The organism is Streptomyces sp. NPDC090022 (genome assembly GCF_044748145.1).
Lineage (GTDB): Bacteria > Actinomycetota > Actinomycetes > Streptomycetales > Streptomycetaceae > Streptomyces.
In genome coordinates this window covers 1-18,894 of record NZ_JBIVFN010000021.1, presented here as the reverse complement: position 1 = coordinate 18,894, position 18,894 = coordinate 1, and the positions used below count along the sequence as shown (strand labels likewise).

Below are 18,894 nucleotides of genomic sequence, written 5' to 3'. Positions count from 1 at the left end.
CCGATGCAGACGACACCCCGTGGCGCCGCCGTCCTGCGCACGGCTGCGGCCCTCGCCTTCGTCGTGGGAGCCGGCACCGCCGCCGCGCCCGCGCCCGCGCTCGCCCTGGCGTCCGACGACGCGCGGACGCGGCCGGCCGGCGCGGGTGAGTGCACTTTCCCGATGAAGAAGCAGATCGCCGACCGCCCCTGGGCCCTGCAACGGGTCCTCCTGGACGCCCTGTGGGCCGAGACCCGCGGCAAGGGCGTCCGGGTCGCCGTCATCGACACCGGTGTGGACCGCGCCAACCCGCAGCTGGCCCCGGCCGTGGACGTCGGCGCGGGCAAGGACCTGCTCGACGCCAAGGGCGACGGCACGACCGACACGGTCGGGCACGGCACCAAGGTCGCCGGTCTGATCGCGGCCCGCCCCCAGGAGGGCACCGGCTTCGTGGGGCTGGCCCCCGAGGCCACCATCATCCCGATCCGGCAGAACGACGAGCGCCAGACCGGCAAGGCCGACACCCTGGCCGACGCGATCGAGCACGCGCTGGCCAAGGGCGCCCAGATCATCAACATCTCGCAGGACACCACCCAGCCGATGGGCGAGGACTCCAAGCTCGGCCAGGCCGTGAAGAAGGCCGTCGCGCAAAACGTCGTGGTCGTCGCCTCCGCCGGCAACGACGGCATCAAGGGCGAGAAGCGCAAGACGTACCCGGCGGCCTTCCCCGGCGTCCTCGCCGTCGCCTCCAGCGACCGCAACAACGAGCGCGCCGCGTTCTCCCAGCCCGGTGACTTCATCTCGGTCGCCGCCCCCGGCGTCGACATGGTCTCCACCGTGCCGATGTTCGGCCAGTGCGTCGACAACGGCACGAGCTTCTCGGCCCCGTACGTCGCCGGTGTGGCCGCGCTGCTGCGCGCCCAGCACGCCGACTGGAGTGCCCAGGAGATCATCTGGCAGATCCAGCAGACGGCCGAGCGCTCCGTCAACGGCAAGGACGACTACGTCGGCTGGGGGGTCGTCGACCCCGTCCGTGCCGTCACCCAGGACGGCCAGCGGCCCAAGGCGCCCGTACCCGACCCCGGTCCGCCGCCGGCGGCCGCCCCGCAGGCGGCCCCGCTCGCGATGACCGAGACCCGGCAGGAGCGCGAGGAGCGGTTCGGGACGTACGCTCTGGGTATCGGGGCCGTGCTGATCGCGGTGATCGCCGGTACGGCCACCGTCACCCGTGAGGCGTACCGCCGCAAGCGGCGCTCCGGGTCGGCACGGCAGGCCTGAACCGGGGGAGGGGTTTGCAGAATGCGAACGACCGCCACGCGCACGGTGAATTGTTGGGCCTGTCGTATGAAGTGGCTAAAGTATCCGTGGACTTCACGAGTGTGATGACGGGAGAGAACCGACGATGACGATGAACCTTCAAGTTGACGACCAGAAGAAGGTCAAGCTCGCGGGTGAGATCAACACCTACCACACGGAGCTCACCACTCGCATCGGCAAGCTGAACGACGTCGTCGACCGCATCCAGGCCGGCTGGCAGGGCGCCGCGGGCAAGGAGTTCGACGTGCTCCAGCGCGGGGTCAACGAGAACCTCAAGAAGATCAAGGACCGCCTCGTCGACCTCGAAGAGGCCATGCGCATGAGCGTCAAGGGCTTCGACGCCGAGGAGCAGCAGCGCATCGCGGAGATCCGCAAGGTCAACAGCAGCTCCATCCTCGACGTCTGAGCGTTCGAGCAGCGGTAGTACGAAACACAACGGGAGGAAGACAGCGATGTCGCTCGCAGTCAATTACGACACCGTCTCGACCGCGGCCGGGGATGTGCGCCTGACCGGCTCGCAGCTCAGCCAGCAGCTGGAGACCCTCATGGGCAAGGTCAAGGAGGTCACCTCGAGCTGGGAGGGTGAGGCGAAGACCGCCTACGAGGAGATCCAGCGGACGGTCAGCACCAACATGGAGCAGATGAACCAGAAGCTCGGTCAGATCGCGACCCTTCTGGACCAGTCGCTCGTCGGCTACCAGGACACCGACAAGGGCAACGCCGCCCGCTTCCGGATGGTCTGAGCCACCCCGCGTCCCACACACGCGTGAAGGGGCCCGCGCACCGAACGGTGCGCGGGCCCCTTCACGCGTATACGGGCCCTCAGGTGAGGTCGAACTCGCCGTCGCGCGCCCCGAGCACGAACGCCGTCCACTCCGCCTCGGTGTAGCGCAGCACCGTCCCCGGATCCAGCGAGGAACGCATCGCCACCGCCCCGCCCGGCAGCTTCGCGATCTCGACCCGCTCCTCGTGCTCCTCGGTCCCGGGCGCGCTCGTCCACTCCACCCCCGAGATGTCCAGGGCGTAGAGCTCGTCCTTCTCGCGCTCGCGATCGCGTGCGTCAGCCATGTGCGTCGGGTTCCCTTCGGCGGAGCGGTCGTACGAACAGCCTCTGACCGCATCGTACTTCCGCTCCGCCCGCCCCGTCAGGCGGTCACGCCCCCGGCAGCCAGCCCGCCTGTATCAGCGGCGTGCCCCGCTTGCGCGAGACGAAGGTGCCACGGCCCGGAGGCATCGGACGCGCCCGGACGTTGCCCAGGATGTCGCCCTCGTTGCGGTCGCCCGACAGGACGACGCCCTGCGCGCCCAGCTCCTTGACCCGCTGCATGAACGGCTCGTACGCCGCCCGCGAGGCACCCGCCGCGCTGCGCGCCACGATGAAGCGGATGCCCACGTCCCGCGCGAACGGCAGGTGTTCCACCAGCTGCGACAGCGGCTGCGAGGAACTCGTCGACACCAGCTCGTAGTCGTCGATGATCACGTACAGGTCCGGGCCGGTCCACCAGCTGCGGTCGCGCAGCTGCTGCGGGGTGATGTCCGGCCCCGGCGCCCGCTTGCCCATCACCGTCGCGATGGCCTCCATGTGCATGTCCATCGCCGACGACATCGGCGCGTACTCGAGCAGGTGCGAGGACGGCACCGCCTCCAGCATCGTGCGCCGGTAGTCACCGACCACGATCCGCGCCTGCTCCGGCGTGTACCGCTCGGTGATCTGCTTCGCGATCAGCCTCAGCAGCGCCGTCTTGCCCGACTCGCTCTCACCGAAGACCAGGAAGAACGGGTCGGTCTCGAAGTCGACGAACACCGGCTCCAGGTTCGTCTCGTCGATACCGATCGCGATGCCCTGCTGCGGGTACTCGAAGCCCCGCGGCAGCCGGTCCGCGTCCAGCTTGCGCGGCAGCAGCCGTACGGCGGGCGCGCCCGGACCGGACCAGCCCGCGCGGACGGCCTCCACGAACTCGGCCGTCGCCTCGGGCAGCCCCTCCGCGTTCGAGCGGCCGTCGACGCGCGGCAGCGAGGACATGAAGTGCAGCTTCTCCGCCACCTGACCGCGGCCCGGCGAGCCCTGCGGCACGTTCGCCGCGACCTTGCGGTCGAACTCCGAGTCCATGACGTCACCCAGGCGCAGCTCCAGCCGGCCCAGGATCTGGTCCTTGAGCGCCGCCCGCACCTCCATGTAGCGCGAGGCGGTGATCACCACGTGGATGCCGTAGCCCAGACCGCGCGCCGCGATGTCCGCGACCACCACTTCCAGCTGGTCGTAGTCGTTCTTGAACTGCCCCCAGCCGTCGACGATCAGGAAGACGTCACCGAAGACCTCGCCCGCCAGGTCCCCCGACGCCCGGCGGCGCCGGTAGGTGCCGATCGAGTCGATCGAGTGGGCCCGGAAGAACTCCTCGCGCCGGTTGAGCACACCGGCCACCTCGGCGACCGTACGCCGCACCCGCTCCGGGTCCAGCCGCGAGGCGATCCCGCCCACGTGCGGCAGGTCCTGGATCGCCGCGAGACCCCCACCACCGAAGTCCAGCCCGTAGAACTGCACCTCGCGCGGTGTGTGCGTCAGCGCGAACGCCGACACCAGCGTCCGCATCAGCGTCGACTTGCCCGACTGCGGACCACCGACCACCAGCAGGTGACCGGCCGCACCCGAGAAGTCCCGGTAGAGCACCTCGCGCCGCTGCTCGAAGGGCTTGTCTATGAGGCCGAGCGGCACCACGAGCCCGCCGGGCCGCGTGTACCCCTCGGCGTGCAGACCCCGCTCCGCGGACGGCGCCAGCGCCGGCAGCAGCTGGTCCAGCGGCGGCGCCTGGTCGAGCGGCGGCAGCCACACCTGGTGCGCCGGCACGCCCTGGCCCTCCAGCCGCCCCACGATCACGTCCAGCACCGTGTCCGCCAGCGCGTCGTCCTCCCGGCCGGCCTGCGCCGCCAGGTACGCCGGGTCCGGCGCCGCGTACACCACCGGCACCGGCGTCGCCGTGAACAGCGCCGGACGCCGCTCCACCGGGAACTGCCCGACCGACAGGTCCGGCCCGCCCGCCCGGTAGGTGCCCGAGACGTACGCCGCCTTGAACCGGGTCATCTCGTCCGTACCGAACTTCAGATAGCCCGAACCCGGCACCGACGGAAGGTGGTAGGCGTCCGGCACACCGATCGCCGTACGCGACTCCGCCGCCGAGAACGTCCGCAGACCGATCCGGTACGACAGGTACGTGTCCAGGCCGCGCAGCTTGCCCTCCTCCAGACGCTGCGAGGCCAGCAGCAGGTGCACACCCAGCGACCGGCCGATGCGGCCGATCTGGATGAACATGTCGATGAAGTCCGGCTTCGCCGTCAGCAGCTCGCTGAACTCGTCGATGACCAGCACCAGCGAGGCCAGCGGCTCCAGCGGCGCACCCGCCGCGCGGGCCTTCTCGTAGTCGTGGATGTTGGCGTAGTTGCCCGCCGACCGCAGCAGCTCCTGACGGCGCTGCAGCTCACCGCGGATCGAGTCGCCCATGCGGTCGACCAGCGTGAGGTCGTCCGCCAGGTTCGTGATGACCGCCGCCACGTGCGGCATCGTGCCCATGCCGGTGAACGTCGCACCGCCCTTGAAGTCCGCGAGCACGAAGTTCAGCGTCTCCGAGGTGTGCGTGACCGCCAGGCCCAGCACCAGCGTGCGCAGCAGCTCCGACTTGCCCGAACCCGTCGCGCCCACGCACAGGCCGTGCGGGCCCATGCCCTCCTGCGCGGCCTCCTTCAGGTCCAGCATGACCGGCGCGCCGTCCTCACCCACACCGATCGGCACGCGCAGCCGCTCACCGGCCGACCGAGGCCGCCACGTGCGCGCCACGTCGATCGAGGCGGCGTCGCCCAGGTTCAGCAGATCCGTGAAGTCCAGGTTCGCCAGCAGCGGTTCGTCGTCGTCGCCCCCGCCCGTGCGCAGCGGCGCCAGCTGGCGCGCCAGCGCCTCGGCCGCCGGCAGCGACAGCACGTCCGGCGTGCCCTCGTACGCGACACCGCCACCCGACTCCAGCCGCAGCCGGCCCGGCCGCACCACGACCGACAGCCCGCCGCGCGGCTCGTCCAGCTCACCCGCGACCACCTCGACGATGGTCACGCCCTGCAGGCCCTCCGCGGCGGCGAACACCGAGTCCGGCGGCACCATCCCACCGTCCAGGACCACCACGATGTGCGGCTGGTCCAGCACCGGGGAGACGTCCCTGCTGAACCGCGGCCGGCCGTCCAGCCGCGAGGCCAGCAGACCCTCCAGCTCCCCGAGGTCGTCGCTGAACAGCCGCTTCGTACCGGCGCCGTCCACCTGGCCCGGCACCTGCGTGTGCGGCAGCCACTTGACCCAGTCCCACGACGGCAGCGCGCCCGGCGCCGCCACCACGGCCACCACCAGGTCCTCGGGGGAGTGCAGCGTCGCCAGCTGCGCCACCATCGCCCGGGCCGCACCGCGCGCGGACTCCGGCTCGCCCGACACCGTCACGTGGTAGAACGCCCGCATCGACACCGCCATCGGCAGCCCGTCCAGCGACGCGTGCACCTTCAGGAAGCGCTGCATCGCGCCTGCCGTCAGCGGTTCCAGCTCGTCCACCGGCGCCGTGTCCGGTGCCACCAGGGGAGTGGCCAGGCGCTGCGCGCCCAGCCCCAGCCGGGCCTGCCCGAAGTCCTCGTCGCCGACCCGCCGCTCCCACAGCCGCGACCCCTCGGCCACCACCGACCACAACTGCTCTGGCGCCGGGTGCAGGTACAACTGCGCGTCACGCTGGGCCCGCGCCGTCCGCCGCACCTGACGCCGCGTCTGCGCCAGATACTTCAGGTAGTCGCGCCGTACGTCGGCCATTTGCCCCTGCGTACCCTTGCGGAACCGCACGATCTGCGCGATGACCATCGCGACCGTCGACACCAGCATCAGCACGCCCATGATGCGCATGAACGGCGGCACGTTCGGCATGAAGAAGAAGACGACGGACGAGCCCATGCCGAGCATCGGCAGGAGCTGCATCGCCATGCCTTCCTGCTGCCCGCGCGGAAGTTCCGGCGGCGCCTCCAGCCTCAGCTCGTCCGAAGGGACTTCGGGCGGCAGGGACCGCGGCGGGCGTTTGACGACGATCTGGCTCACCGGAGCATCAATCCCTCGAAAACGGACGGGACGTCTCTTCCGGCGCCCCCAAGTCCCGCATGCGGAGGGGGTCTCCTCCGCGCGACAGGTGATCCTACTTGCCGACAGTCACGCATACTCCCGGTAGGGTGGCGCGCGCATCATGCGCAACCGCGAATCAGCCTCGAACCAGAGGCGGAACAGTCCGCCAACCAGGGGGGTCCCACAGGTGAGTACGGCCGCAACGACGGGTTTCTGCAGGGTCACCGTCGTGGCCCCGGACAGCCGGATCGACGTCGCCCTCCCCGAGGACATCGCCGTCGCCGACGTCTATCCGGAGCTGCTGCGCCTGACCGGCCAGACCCAGCCGGTCGGCGCCCCCACCGGCTTCCACCTGGTACGCCGCGACGGCACCGTCCTCGACGGCGCCCGCACGCTCGCCGCGCAGACCGTCCTGGACGGCGAGGTGCTCAGCCTGCGCCCGTTCGCCGAATCGCTGCCGCCCGCCGTCTTCGACGACGTCTCCGACGCCGTCGCCTCGGCCGTCGTCCGCGACCGGCACCGCTGGAGCGACGACATGCTGCGCGGCGCGGGCCTGGCCGGCGCCGCCGTCCTGCTGGTCCTCGTGGGCTTCGTCCTGTGGTTCTCCGACCCCGTCCGCCACGACATGCACGGCCTGCCCGGCGTCATCGCCGGCGCCATAGGCCTGCTGCTGACCGCGGCCGCTGGGGTCCGCGCCCGGGTCTACCGCGACCGCGGCTCCGCCGTGGCCCTGGGCCTGGCCGCCCTGCCGCACCTGCTGATCGCCGGCTCCGGCATCGTCGCGCCCGCCGCCGGCGAGGGACCGGGCCGGCTCCAGTTCCTCCTCGGCTGCGTCTGCGTCCTGGTCGCCTCCGTGGCCCTGGTCGCGCTCACCCCCAGCGGGGACGCCCCCTTCGTCGCGGCCACCTTCCTCGGCGCCGTCGGCACCCTCGCCACGTTCCTCGCCATCGTCACCGAGGCCTCCGCCACCGACACGGCCGCCGTCTGCGCCCCCGTCGCCATCGGCCTCGTCGCCTTCCTGCCCGGCCTCTCGGCCCGCTTCGCCCGGCTGCCCATCGGATACGCCGCCCCGCAGAGCTCGGTCGAGGTCTACGAGACCCCGGACCGCTACGAGGCCGACACCTTCGGTGACCAGTCCGGCGACGGCGCCGAGGCCGGCGCCGCCCTCGACGCCGAGCTCATCGCCGCCCAGGCCCGCCGCGGCCACGAGATGCTGCTCGGCCTCGTCGGCGGCTCCGCCGCGGTCGTCGTCGGCTCGGCGGCCGTCCTCGGCTTCTCCGACAACACCTGGGGCAAGCTGCTCGCCCTCGCCGCGGGCCTGGCCATGCTGCTGCGCGCCCGCCTCTTCCGCTACACCTCGCAGGTCGTGTGCGCCCTGGTCGCGGGCCTGGCCGCCATCACCCTGCTGATCCTGGGCCTGTCCCTGAACCCGCCCACCGAGCTCGTCGTCGAGCTCGCCAAGTACGGCAGCAGCGGCACCCTGGACATCCGTACGATCTGGCTCTCCGGCGCCGTCGCCGCCGGCGCGGCCCTCGTCGTCGGAATTGCGCTGGTCATTCCCCGCAAGGGTCTGTCACCCTTCTGGGGGCGGCTGCTCGACCTCACCGAGGCGGCGGTCCTGCTCAGCCTCGTCCCGCTGTGCCTGGCCGTCCTCGACGTCTACTCGGCGGCCCGCTCGCTCACCAGCTGAGACGGCCCCGCTCCGGCAGCCTGGTACGCTGTGTGACGGCCGTCTGTGTACGCGCCCCGGTTCCCGGGGACTGCGCCGGACGGAATCCGCCTCCCGAGTCACGGAAGCTCCCCAGAGATGCAGACCTGGGGCACTCGGTGGCAAACGAAGACATCACGAGGAGTAAGCGTGTCGCTCGACGCCGCTACGAAGAAGCAGATCATGGCCGAGTTCGGTACCAAGGAGGGCGACACCGGCTCCCCCGAGGTCCAGGTCGCGCTGCTCTCCCGCCGCATCTCGGACCTGACCGAGCACCTCAAGGCCCACAAGCACGACCACCACTCCCGTCGTGGTCTGCTGATCCTGGTCGGCCAGCGCCGCCGCCTTCTGCAGTACCTCGCCAAGAAGGACATCCAGCGCTTCCGTGCGCTGGTCGAGCGCCTCGGCATCCGCCGCGGTGCGGCGGGCGCCAAGTAAGACGCCGTGAAGGGAGCGGTTCCCACATCCAGGGGGCCGCTCCCTTTGCTGTACGTGCGGTACGTACCGGACGCTTTGTAGTCTGGTCGCATCACGCACAACTGAAGAGGAGGAGCGCCTTCCCTACGCCGCCGGTCCTCGGTAGTGGCACCCGGAAAACGCCCGGACGGGCCCCGTACCGGGTGCTTCGATCGAAGACCGGCCCGCACGCAAGGAGCGCTTCTCCGCAACCGTCCACCGCCACACGGGCGGCGGACGGAGACGACGAAAATGGAGAAAACGCTAGTGGAGAACGAGACCCACTACGCCGAGGCCGTCATCGACAACGGCTCCTTCGGCACCCGCACCATCCGCTTCGAGACGGGCCGTCTGGCCCGCCAGGCCGCCGGTTCCGCCGTTGCCTACCTGGACGACGACACGATGGTGCTGTCCGCCACCACCGCGTCGAAGAAGCCCAAGGACCAGCTCGACTTCTTCCCCCTGACGGTGGACGTCGAGGAGCGGCAGTACGCGGCCGGCAAGATCCCCGGCTCCTTCTTCCGTCGTGAGGGCCGGCCCTCCGAGGACGCGATCCTCACCTGCCGCCTGATCGACCGCCCGCTGCGCCCGTCCTTCAAGAAGGGCCTGCGCAACGAGATCCAGGTCGTCGCGACGATCATGGCGCTCAACCCCGACCACCTGTACGACGTCGTCGCGATCAACGCCGCGTCCGCGTCCACCCAGCTGGCCGGTCTGCCCTTCTCCGGCCCGATCGGCGGCGTCCGCGTCGCGCTGATCAAGGGCCAGTGGGTCGCGTTCCCGACGCACACCGAGCTCGAGGACGCCGTCTTCGACATGGTCGTCGCGGGCCGCGTCCTGGAGGACGGCGACGTCGCGATCATGATGGTCGAGGCCGAGGCCACCGAGAAGACCATCGCCCTGGTCAAGGGCGGCGCCGAGGCCCCGACCGAGGAGATCGTCGCCGCCGGTCTGGACGCCGCGAAGCCGTTCATCAAGGTCCTGTGCAAGGCGCAGTCCGACCTCGCCGCCAAGGCCGCCAAGCCCGAGGGCGAGTTCCCGGTCTTCCTCGACTACCAGGACGACGTCTACGCCGCCCTGGCCGACGCCGTGCGCGGTGACCTCGCCCAGGCGCTCACGATCGCCGGCAAGCAGGACCGCGAGGCCGAGCTCGACCGCGTCAAGGAGATCGCCGCCGAGAAGCTCCTCCCGGCCTTCGAGGGCCGCGAGAAGGAGATCTCCGCCGCCTACCGCAGCCTGACCAAGGCCCTGGTGCGCGAGCGCGTCATCAAGGACAAGGTCCGCATCGACGGCCGCGGCGTCACGGACATCCGTACGCTGGCCGCCGAGGTCGAGGCCATCCCGCGCGTGCACGGCTCCGCCCTCTTCGAGCGTGGCGAGACCCAGATCCTGGGCGTCACCACCCTCAACATGCTCCGCATGGAGCAGCAGCTGGACACCCTCTCCCCGGTGACCCGCAAGCGCTACATGCACAACTACAACTTCCCGCCGTACTCCGTCGGTGAGACCGGCCGCGTGGGCTCGCCCAAGCGCCGCGAGATCGGCCACGGCGCGCTCGCCGAGCGCGCCATCGTGCCGGTCCTGCCGACGCGCGAGGAGTTCCCGTACGCGATCCGCCAGGTCTCCGAGGCCCTCGGCTCCAACGGCTCGACCTCCATGGGCTCGGTCTGCGCCTCCACCATGTCGCTGCTGAACGCCGGTGTGCCGCTCAAGGCCCCCGTCGCCGGTATCGCCATGGGCCTGATCTCCGAGGAGATCGACGGCAAGACCCACTACGTCGCCCTCACCGACATCCTCGGTGCGGAGGACGCCTTCGGTGACATGGACTTCAAGGTCGCCGGCACCAAGGAGTTCGTGACCGCCCTCCAGCTCGACACCAAGCTGGACGGCATCCCGGCCTCCGTCCTGGCCGCGGCCCTCAAGCAGGCCCGCGACGCCCGCCTCCACATCCTCGACGTGATGATGGAAGCGATCGACACGCCGGACGCCATGTCCCCGTTCGCCCCGCGGATCATCACCGTCAAGATCCCGGTGGACAAGATCGGTGAGGTCATCGGCCCCAAGGGCAAGATGATCAACCAGATCCAGGAGGACACGGGCGCCGAGATCACGATCGAGGACGACGGCACCATCTACATCGGTGCCGCCGACGGCCCGGCCGCCGAGGCCGCCCGCGCCACGATCAACTCGATCGCCAACCCGACCATGCCGGAGGTCGGCGAGCGCTACCTGGGTACGGTCGTCAAGACCACCACCTTCGGTGCCTTCGTCTCCCTGCTCCCGGGCAAGGACGGCCTGCTGCACATCTCGCAGATCCGCAAGCTCGCCGGCGGCAAGCGCGTGGAGAACGTCGAGGACGTGCTCGCGGTCGGCTCCAAGGTCCAGGTCGAGATCGCCGAGATCGACCAGCGCGGCAAGCTCTCCCTGATCCCCGTGATCGAGGGCGAGGCCGCCGACGCTGACGCTGACAAGGACGACTCCGACAAGTGACGTCGCGTAGTTCGCGTGCGACGGCCCGCCCCTCTTCGGAGGGGCGGGCCGTCGCCCGTACCCAAACCCTGCTCAAGGGCGAGAACGGCATCGGCACCGTCCGGCGCACCGTCCTGCCCGGCGGACTGCGCGTCGTCACCGAGACGCTGCCCTCCGTCCGCTCCGCCACCTTCGGTATCTGGGCGCACGTCGGCTCCCGTGACGAGACGCCCACGCTCAACGGCGCCACGCACTACCTGGAGCACCTCCTCTTCAAGGGCACCAAGAAGCGGTCCGCCCTCGACATCTCCGCCGCGCTCGACGCGGTCGGCGGCGAGATGAACGCCTTCACGGCGAAGGAGTACACCTGCTACTACGCGCGGGTGCTCGACACCGACCTGCCGCTGGCCATCGACGTGGTCTGCGACATGCTCACCGGCTCGCTGATCCTCGAATCCGACGTCGACGCGGAACGCGGCGTCATCCTCGAAGAGATCGCGATGACCGAGGACGACCCCGGCGACATGGTCCACGACCTGTTCGCCGAGACCATGTTCGGCAACAGCCCCCTGGGCCGACCCGTCCTCGGCACCGTCGACACGATCAACGCGCTCACCCGCGACCAGATCGCCCGCTTCTACAAGAAGCACTACGACCCGCGCCACCTCGTCGTCGCCGCCGCCGGCAACGTCGACCACAACAAGGTCGTGACCCAGGTCCGCGCCGCCTTCGAGAAGGCCGGCGCCCTGACCCACACCGACGCCGAGCCCATCGGCCCGCGCGGCGGCACCAAGCGCATCCGCACCGCCGGCCGCGTCGACCTCGTCACCCGCAAGACCGAGCAGGCCCACGTGGTCCTCGGCATGCCGGGCCTGGCCCGTACCGACGAGCGGCGCTGGTCCCTGGGCGTGCTGAACACGGCGCTGGGCGGCGGCATGTCCTCCCGGCTCTTCCAGGAGGTCCGCGAGAAGCGGGGCCTGGCGTACAGCGTGTACTCGTACACCTCGGGCTTCGCCGACACCGGCCTGTTCGGCGTCTACGCCGGCTGCCGCCCCAGCCAGGTCCACGACGTCCTGCGGATCTGCCGCGACGAGCTCGCCAAGGTCGCCGAGAACGGGCTCACCGACGAGGAGATCCGGCGCGCCATCGGCCAGCTCTCGGGCTCCACCGTCCTGGGCCTGGAGGACACCGGCGCCCTGATGAACCGCATCGGCAAGAGCGAGCTGTGCTGGGGCGACCAGATGTCGGTCGACGACATGCTCGCCCGTATCGGCGAGGTCACCCCGGACGACATCAAGGCCGTCGCGCAGGATGTACTGGCCCAGCGGCCCTCGCTGTCGGTGATAGGCCCGCTGAAGGAGAAGCAGGCCGCCCGGCTCGACGAGGCCGTCGCCTAGACCGCCGCCCAAGGTAAGGAAGCGAAGAACATGAGCAAGCTGCGCGTGGCCGTCCTCGGAGCCCAGGGGCGTATCGGCTCCGAAGCCGTACGGGCCGTCGAGGCCGCCGAGGACATGGAACTGGTGGCGGCGCTGTCCCGCGGGGACAAGCTGGAGACCCTGGCCGAGGCCGGTGCCCAGGTCGCGGTCGAACTCACCACTCCGGCCTCCGTCATGGGCAACCTCGACTTCTGCGTGCGCCACGGCATCCACGCGGTCGTCGGCACCACCGGCTGGACCGAGGACCGCCTCGCGCAGCTGACCACCTGGCTCTCCGGCTCCCCGCAGACCGGTGTGCTCATCGCTCCGAACTTCTCCATCGGCGCCGTGCTCACCATGAAGTTCGCGGTCCAGGCGGCCCGTTACTTCGAGTCCGTCGAGGTCGTCGAGCTGCACCACCCCAACAAGGTCGACGCCCCCTCGGGCACGGCCACCCGTACCGCCCAGCTCATCGCCGAGGCCCGGTCGAAGGCAGGCTGCGCCCCGCAGCCCGACGCCACGGCCACCGCCCTCGACGGGGCGCGCGGTGCGGACGTCGACGGGGTGCCCGTGCACGCCATCCGGCTGCGCGGTCTCCTGGCCCACCAGGAGGTGCTGCTCGGCGGCGAGGGGGAGACCCTGACCATCCGTCACGACTCCCTGCACCACAGCAGCTTCATGCCGGGCATCCTGCTCGGCGTACGCCGCGTGGTCAGCAGCCCGGGCCTCACCTTCGGCCTGGAAAACTTCCTCGACCTGAACCAGTAGAAGCGACGGACCCGACCGATGCGCGCGAAGCTCACCTACCTCCTGACGGCAGCCGTCCTGGCCGTCTACTTCGTCCTGGCCGGCGGCCGTGGCATCGCGCTCATCGGCATCGGCACCCCACTGACCGTCACCTTCGGTGTCATGGTGCTGATCCTGCCGGTCATCGGGGTCTGGTTCCTGTGGAAGAACACCCAGTTCGTGGCCCGCGCCAACCAGCTCTCCGCCGAGCTGGAGGCCGAGGGCGGCCTGCCCGTCGACGAACTGGAGCGCGACGGCTACGGCCGGATCCTGCGCGACTCCGCCGACGAGGTCTTCGCCCGCCGCAAGGCCGAGACCGAGGACGCGCCGGGGGACTGGCGCACCTGGTTCCGCCTCGCGGTCGCCTACCACGACGCCCGGGACACCCCGCGGGCCCGCAAGGCCATGCAGCGGGCCATCGCCCTGCACGACAAGAAGCCCGTACAGGTCTGATCCCCCGTACGGGCTCCGTGCTCGGATCCGGCCGCCCGGCCGGCCTGCCTCAGCGGGCCGCGGGCACGCCCTGGTACTCCTGCGCCCACGCCTTCACGGTGTCGGACGCCCGCTCGAAGGCCTCGGCCCGCGAGAGGAAGTCGGCGTTGTGGTCGGTCAGCAGCACCGGCACCGGGCTCGCGCCCCTGGCCACCACGGTCAGCGCCTGCCCCTGCACCGTCCGGGGCAGCCCCAGCCAGCGCACCGGCTGCTGCACCGTGCGGACCGCCTCGACCTGCTCCCAGGCCAGCGTCCGGGTCCCGAAGAGGGACGCCCGGCGCAGCCCGGCGGGGCTCACCCACACGCCCGCGCGCAGCAGCCGCAGCGCCCCGGCGATCACGGAGAGCGCGGCCACCAGGCAGACCACCGCACCGGTCCACGCACCCGCGAAGGCGATGATCATCGTGGCCAGCAGCATGAAGGACGCCAGCAGGAGCAGCAACGCCCCGCCGGCCACCCGCCAGGGTCCGGGCCGGTAGGGCCGCCGCCAGCGGTCACGGTCCTCGTAGGGCAGGGGCTCGTCGTCGTGCGCGTCGCATGCGCTGTCGGCCGTCAGGAAGGGCAGGGGCACGGCTGATCCTCACTCACATGCACATTCGGCTGGGCTGTGCCTGGTGAGACTAGCGCCCCTGGGACGCCTCGGACTGCTGCGCCTTACCGGAGGCCTGGTGCGGCTGCAGTGCGGGGAGCCCGAAGAGCAGCGAGCCGACCAGCCCCGCCACCACGGTCAGTCCGACCAGGGTACGGGCGGCTATCTGGGTCGTGGCCAGGCGCTCGCGCGGCGGCGGGGTGACGTTGCTGCGGAAACGGTCGGCCTCGGCGACGAAGGCAAACGGGACGGGTTCGCGCCGGCTGAACATGGAAGGGCCTCTCTCCTCACGGTCGGGAACGACGATGTGTTGCGTTGCTACCCAGTAGGACGATCGGAGCGGCCCATCGGTGCCGGATTCCGGCGCATTATCCAAATTCGATGGCTGTGCGTCAGTTGTGCGCCGGACACCGGACGTCCGGCGCACCCGCGCGGGTGCTGGCCCGCCGCGCCCTCCGGGCGCCGTAAAGTGGTCGCCGCATGGCCGATGTGAACTGGAAGGACCTCGTGAGCGAGACCCCCGAGCTGAAGATCGACTTCCGTGGCGACGTGACCGTCGACCTGGTGAAGCACACCGCCACCGACTCCGACGTGGTGTGGGCCGCCCGGGTCTCCACGGCCGGCGAGCAGTCCCTGGAGGAGCTGCAGAAGGACCCCGAGCGCTCCAAGGGCCTCATCAACTACCTGATGCGCGACCGCCACGGCAGCCCCTTCGAGCACAACTCGATGACGTTCTTCATCAGCGCCCCGATCTTCGTCTTCCGCGAGTTCATGCGGCACCGGGTGGGCTGGTCCTACAACGAGGAGTCCGGCCGATACCGGGAGCTCCAGCCGGTCTTCTACGTCCCGGACGCCTCCCGCAAGCTGGTCCAGGAGGGCCGCCCCGGCAAGTACGTCTTCGTCGAGGGCACCCAGGCGCAGGCCGAGCTGACCGGCCGGGTCATGGAGGACTCCTACCGGCAGGCGTACGCGGCGTACCAGGAGATGCTCGCCGCCGGTGTGGCCCGTGAGGTGGCCCGTTCGGTCCTGCCGGTCGGCCTGTTCTCCTCGATGTACGCCACCTGCAACGCGCGCTCGCTGATGCACTTCCTGGGGCTGCGCACCCAGCACGAGCAGGCCACGGTGCCGTCCTTCCCGCAGCGGGAGATCGAGATGGTCGGCGAGAAGATGGAAGCGCACTGGGCCAGGCTGATGCCGCTGACGTACGCCGCTTTCAATGCGAACGGCCGGGTTGCCCCGTAATATGCCGCCCCGGACGGATGTGCGAAGCGAAGTGCGAAGTGTCCGTATTGCGGCGTTTCGTGAAGTTCATCTAGGCTGATCAAACGGACCCGGCACTGCTTGAACCCCCGAGCAGGCAGTGCCGGGCTCCAACAACCCTCCCGGTCACCACCGGGCGGCATCCCACATCACGTCCCCCGAGGGGGCACCGCGAGCGTGGCAGCGAGTAGCGTGTTACCCATGGCTCCGATCTCGACTCCGCAGACCCCCTTCGGGCGGGTCCTCACCGCCATGATCACGCCGTTCACGGCGGATGGCGCACTCGACCTCGACGGCGCGCAGCGGCTCGCCGTCCACCTGGTGGACGCAGGCAACGACGGCCTGATCATCAACGGGACCACCGGTGAGTCCCCGACCACCACCGACGCGGAGAAAAACGACCTCGTACGAGCCGTGCTCGAGGCGGTCGGCGACCGTGCCCACGTCGTCGCCGGCATCGGCACCAACGACACCCGCCACACCGTCGAGCTCGCCCGCCAGGCCGAGCGCGCCGGCGCGCACGGCCTGCTCGCCGTGACGCCGTACTACAACAAGCCCCCTCAGGAGGGCCTGTACCAGCACTTCACGGCCGTCGCCGACGCCACCGGGCTGCCGGTCATGCTCTACGACATCCCCGGCCGCAGCGGCGTCCCGATCAACACCGAGACGATCGTCCGGCTGGCCGAGCACCCCCGTATCGTGGCCAACAAGGACGCCAAGGGCGACCTCGGCCGCGCCAGCTGGGCCATCGCCCAGTCGGGCCTGGCCTGGTACTCCGGGGACGACATGCTGAACCTGCCGCTGCTGTCCGTCGGCGCGGTCGGCTTCGTCTCCGTCGTCGGCCACGTGGTCACCCCCGAGCTGCGCGCCCTCCTGGAGGCCCACCTCGGCGGCGACGTCCAGAAGGCGACCGAGATCCACCAGAAGCTGCTGCCCGTCTTCACCGGCATGTTCCGCACCCAGGGCGTCATGACCACCAAGGCCGCGCTGACCCTCCAGGGCCTGCCGGCCGGGCCGCTGCGGCTGCCGATGATCGGACTGACCGACGAAGAGACCGCCCAGCTCAAGATCGATCTTGCCGCCGGCGGGGTACAGCTCTGACACCAGACTTCACAACTGAACAAGCAGTCCACACATACACAAAAGCAAGTGCACGAATGTCATGCGCGCCACGTGCCTTAAGGGGTACGTGGCGCGTGTGGTGAGGAGAGTCTTTTGAGCCATCCGCATCCGGAACTCGGCCCGCCGCCGAAGCTGCCCAAGGGCGGCCTGCGCGTCACCCCGCTCGGCGGCCTGGGCGAAATCGGCCGCAACATGACCGTCTTCGAGTTCGACGGCCGACTGCTGATCGTCGACTGCGGCGTCCTCTTCCCCGAGGAGGAGCAGCCGGGCATCGACCTGATCCTGCCGGACTTCTCGTCCATCAGGGACCGCCTCGACCAGATCGACGGCATCGTCCTCACCCACGGCCACGAGGACCACATCGGCGCCGTCCCTTACCTCCTCCGGGAGAAGCCGGACATCCCGCTGATCGGCTCCAAGCTGACGCTCGCCCTCATCGAGGCGAAGCTCCAGGAGCACCGCATCCGCCCGTACACCCTCGAGGTGAAGGAAGGGGACCGGGAGCGCCTCGGCAACTTCGACTGCGAGTTCATCGCGGTCAACCACTCCATCCCGGACGCCCTGGCCGTCGCCATCCGGACCCCCGCGGGTCTGGTCGTCGCCACCGGCGACTTCAAGATGGACCAGCTCCCGATGGACAACCGTCTGACGGACCTGCACGCCTTCGCGCGGCTGAGCGAGGAGGGCATCGACCTCCTCCTGTCGGACTCCACGAACGCCGAGGTCCCGGGCTTCGTCCCGCCCGAGCGCGACATCTCGAACGTCATCCGCGGCGTCTTCGCGGGCGCCCAGAAGCGCATCATCGTGGCCAGCTTCGCCAGCCACGTCCACCGCATCCAGCAGATCCTGGACGCCGCCCACGAGTACGGCCGCCGGGTCGCCTTCGTCGGCCGCTCCATGGTCCGCAACATGGGCATCGCCCGTGACCTGGGCTACCTGCGCGTCCCGCCGGGCCTCGTCGTCGACGTCAAGACCCTCGACGACCTGCCCGACCACGAGATCGTGCTCGTCTGTACGGGTTCCCAGGGCGAGCCCATGGCGGCCCTGTCCCGCATGGCCAACCGCGACCACCAGATCCGGATCGTCCCCGGTGACACCGTGATCCTGGCGTCGTCCCTGATCCCGGGCAACGAGAACGCGGTCTACCGCGTGATCAACGGCCTGACACGCTGGGGCGCCAACGTCGTCCACAAGGGCAACGCCAAGGTGCACGTCTCGGGCCACGCCTCGGCCGGCGAGCTGCTGTACTTCTACAACATCTGCAAGCCGAAGAACCTGATGCCGGTCCACGGCGAATGGCGCCACCTGCGCGCCAACGCCGAGCTCGGCGCGATGACGGGTGTCCCCAAGGACCACATCGTGATCGCCGAGGACGGCGTGGTCGTCGACCTGATCGACGGCCGGGCCCGCATCACGGGCAAGGTCCAGGCCGGCTACGTGTACGTCGACGGCCTCTCGGTCGGCGACGTCACCGAGGTCCACCTCAAGGACCGCCGGATCCTCGGCGACGAGGGCATCATCTCGGTCTTCATCGTCGTCGACAGCACGACCGGCAAGGTCGTCGGCGGCCCGAACATCAACGCCCGGGGCTCCGGCATCGAGGACTCCGCCTTCGCGTCGGTCGTCCCGAAGATCGAGGAAGCCATCGCCAAGGCCGCCTCGGACGGCGTCGCCGAGCCCCACCAGCTGCAGCAGCTCATCCGCCGCACGCTGGGCAAGTGGGTCTCCGACGGCTACCGCCGCCGGCCGATGATCCTCCCGGTCGTCGTCGAGGTCTGACCCTCGCCGTACCCGCGTCACCGGAGCGGGGCAACCGGATTTGCGTCCGGGGGCCCCGCTCCAGTACGTTGACGTCTCCACCCCAGCACGGACCGCAGCACACACGTGTGCCCGAACCGGTTCCGTCTTGGGTGGGAATCCAGACCTGGGAAACCTGATATGGTCTGATCCGCCCGAAAGGGAAAAGGCCCCCAACGGCCATCGGATTCGAAATTCCACGGAAAACGCGGAAAACGGATCTGGTAAGGTTGGAACCGCTGAAAGGCCGAAAAGCCGGAAAGCGCCGAGGAAATCGGATTGAAAAGATCTGATAGAGTCGGAAACGCAAGAACGAAGGAAGCGCCCGGAGGAAAGCCCGCGAGGGTCAGTACAAAGGAAGCGTCCGCACCTTGAG

The 18,894-nt window shown here is 70.2% G+C and carries 16 protein-coding genes; 12 read left to right on the top strand and 4 right to left on the bottom strand.

The genetic code is table 11. The features are described 5' to 3' along the window. Window positions 1–3 precede the first annotated feature (3 nt). The 3 genes from mycP (at window position 4) to ACIPXB_RS28345 (ending at window position 2,039) form a co-directional block, all read left to right on the top strand. Window positions 4–1,257: a type VII secretion-associated serine protease mycosin gene (gene mycP / locus ACIPXB_RS28355; protein WP_401454314.1), complete on the top strand. Its 1,254-nt coding sequence runs from the start codon at window positions 4–6 to the stop codon at window positions 1,255–1,257. 124 nt (window positions 1,258–1,381) lie between these two features. Beyond that, window positions 1,382–1,702, top strand: coding sequence for a WXG100 family type VII secretion target (locus tag ACIPXB_RS28350; RefSeq protein WP_401454312.1), 321 nt, complete (start codon window positions 1,382–1,384; stop codon window positions 1,700–1,702). A 46-nt stretch (window positions 1,703–1,748) separates the two neighbouring features. Continuing rightward, on the top strand, window positions 1,749–2,039 hold the full coding sequence (locus tag ACIPXB_RS28345) for a WXG100 family type VII secretion target (RefSeq protein WP_401454310.1): 291 nt from the start codon (window positions 1,749–1,751) through the stop codon (window positions 2,037–2,039). 79 nt (window positions 2,040–2,118) lie between these two features. Here the strand turns inward: ACIPXB_RS28345 and ACIPXB_RS28340 are convergent, their stop codons facing one another. Together ACIPXB_RS28340 and eccCa are read right to left on the bottom strand one after the other, a co-directional pair. Continuing rightward, a complete protein-coding gene (locus tag ACIPXB_RS28340; protein ID WP_401454309.1) occupies window positions 2,119–2,364 on the bottom strand; it encodes a DUF397 domain-containing protein in 246 nt (81 codons plus the stop codon). A gap of 85 nt (window positions 2,365–2,449) precedes the next feature. Further along, on the bottom strand, window positions 2,450–6,403 hold the full coding sequence (gene eccCa, locus ACIPXB_RS28335) for a type VII secretion protein EccCa (protein WP_401454307.1): 3,954 nt from the start codon (window positions 6,401–6,403) through the stop codon (window positions 2,450–2,452). A 208-nt stretch (window positions 6,404–6,611) separates the two neighbouring features. Between eccCa and eccD the strand changes: the two genes are divergently transcribed. The 6 genes from eccD to ACIPXB_RS28305 all read left to right on the top strand — a co-directional run bounded on the left by eccD (window position 6,612) and on the right by ACIPXB_RS28305 (window position 13,711). Further along, window positions 6,612–8,114, top strand: coding sequence for a type VII secretion integral membrane protein EccD (gene eccD, locus ACIPXB_RS28330; RefSeq protein WP_401454306.1), 1,503 nt, complete (start codon window positions 6,612–6,614; stop codon window positions 8,112–8,114). Between the two features lie 168 nt (window positions 8,115–8,282). Continuing rightward, window positions 8,283–8,570: a 30S ribosomal protein S15 gene (gene rpsO / locus ACIPXB_RS28325; RefSeq protein WP_401454304.1), complete on the top strand. Its 288-nt coding sequence runs from the start codon at window positions 8,283–8,285 to the stop codon at window positions 8,568–8,570. A 285-nt stretch (window positions 8,571–8,855) separates the two neighbouring features. Beyond that, a complete protein-coding gene (locus tag ACIPXB_RS28320) occupies window positions 8,856–11,078 on the top strand; it encodes a polyribonucleotide nucleotidyltransferase (protein ID WP_401454414.1) in 2,223 nt (740 codons plus the stop codon). After that, on the top strand, window positions 11,075–12,454 hold the full coding sequence (locus ACIPXB_RS28315) for a M16 family metallopeptidase (RefSeq protein ID WP_401454302.1): 1,380 nt from the start codon (window positions 11,075–11,077) through the stop codon (window positions 12,452–12,454). Before ACIPXB_RS28320 ends, ACIPXB_RS28315 begins: the two co-directional genes overlap by 4 nt. 30 nt (window positions 12,455–12,484) lie before the next feature. After that, window positions 12,485–13,240 (top strand): 4-hydroxy-tetrahydrodipicolinate reductase, encoded by a 756-nt coding sequence (dapB, locus tag ACIPXB_RS28310; protein ID WP_401454300.1) that lies wholly within the window; start codon window positions 12,485–12,487, stop codon window positions 13,238–13,240. A gap of 18 nt (window positions 13,241–13,258) precedes the next feature. Then, entirely contained in the window at window positions 13,259–13,711 is a 453-nt protein-coding gene (locus ACIPXB_RS28305; protein ID WP_401454298.1) for a hypothetical protein, read from the top strand. Window positions 13,712–13,760: 49 nt separating this feature from the next. On the opposite strand, the gene ACIPXB_RS28300 is transcribed toward ACIPXB_RS28305, so the two are convergent. Both ACIPXB_RS28300 and ACIPXB_RS28295 read right to left on the bottom strand, forming a co-directional pair. Beyond that, window positions 13,761–14,321, bottom strand: a complete 561-nt coding sequence (locus ACIPXB_RS28300; protein WP_401454297.1) for a PH domain-containing protein — start codon at window positions 14,319–14,321, stop codon at window positions 13,761–13,763. 49 nt (window positions 14,322–14,370) lie between these two features. Continuing rightward, window positions 14,371–14,610: a hypothetical protein gene (locus tag ACIPXB_RS28295; protein ID WP_401454296.1), complete on the bottom strand. Its 240-nt coding sequence runs from the start codon at window positions 14,608–14,610 to the stop codon at window positions 14,371–14,373. Window positions 14,611–14,819: 209 nt separating this feature from the next. Here ACIPXB_RS28295 and thyX point away from each other — a divergent pair, with 209 nt between their 5' ends. The 3 genes from thyX (at window position 14,820) to ACIPXB_RS28280 (ending at window position 18,500) form a co-directional block, all read left to right on the top strand. Next, window positions 14,820–15,581, top strand: a complete 762-nt coding sequence (thyX, locus tag ACIPXB_RS28290) for an FAD-dependent thymidylate synthase (protein WP_401454294.1) — start codon at window positions 14,820–14,822, stop codon at window positions 15,579–15,581. A 219-nt stretch (window positions 15,582–15,800) separates the two neighbouring features. After that, window positions 15,801–16,700, top strand: a complete 900-nt coding sequence (gene dapA / locus ACIPXB_RS28285; protein WP_401454293.1) for a 4-hydroxy-tetrahydrodipicolinate synthase — start codon at window positions 15,801–15,803, stop codon at window positions 16,698–16,700. Window positions 16,701–16,814: 114 nt separating this feature from the next. Further along, window positions 16,815–18,500, top strand: a complete 1,686-nt coding sequence (locus tag ACIPXB_RS28280) for a ribonuclease J (protein WP_401454292.1) — start codon at window positions 16,815–16,817, stop codon at window positions 18,498–18,500. Window positions 18,501–18,894: the final 394 nt, after the last annotated feature.

What these genes read in the sequence shown, in the direction of transcription:
- mycP (WP_401454314.1), top strand. Translation starts at nt 4, where the DNA reads ATGCAGACGACACCCCGTGGCGCCGCCGTCCTGCGCACGGCTGCGGCC.
- ACIPXB_RS28350 (WP_401454312.1), top strand. Translation starts at nt 1,382, where the DNA reads ATGACGATGAACCTTCAAGTTGACGACCAGAAGAAGGTCAAGCTCGCG.
- ACIPXB_RS28345 (WP_401454310.1), top strand. Translation starts at nt 1,749, where the DNA reads ATGTCGCTCGCAGTCAATTACGACACCGTCTCGACCGCGGCCGGGGAT.
- ACIPXB_RS28340 (WP_401454309.1), bottom strand. Translation starts at nt 2,364, where the DNA reads ATGGCTGACGCACGCGATCGCGAGCGCGAGAAGGACGAGCTCTACGCC.
- dapB (WP_401454300.1), top strand. Translation starts at nt 12,485, where the DNA reads ATGAGCAAGCTGCGCGTGGCCGTCCTCGGAGCCCAGGGGCGTATCGGC.
- ACIPXB_RS28305 (WP_401454298.1), top strand. Translation starts at nt 13,259, where the DNA reads ATGCGCGCGAAGCTCACCTACCTCCTGACGGCAGCCGTCCTGGCCGTC.
- ACIPXB_RS28295 (WP_401454296.1), bottom strand. Translation starts at nt 14,610, where the DNA reads ATGTTCAGCCGGCGCGAACCCGTCCCGTTTGCCTTCGTCGCCGAGGCC.
- thyX (WP_401454294.1), top strand. Translation starts at nt 14,820, where the DNA reads ATGGCCGATGTGAACTGGAAGGACCTCGTGAGCGAGACCCCCGAGCTG.
- dapA (WP_401454293.1), top strand. Translation starts at nt 15,801, where the DNA reads ATGGCTCCGATCTCGACTCCGCAGACCCCCTTCGGGCGGGTCCTCACC.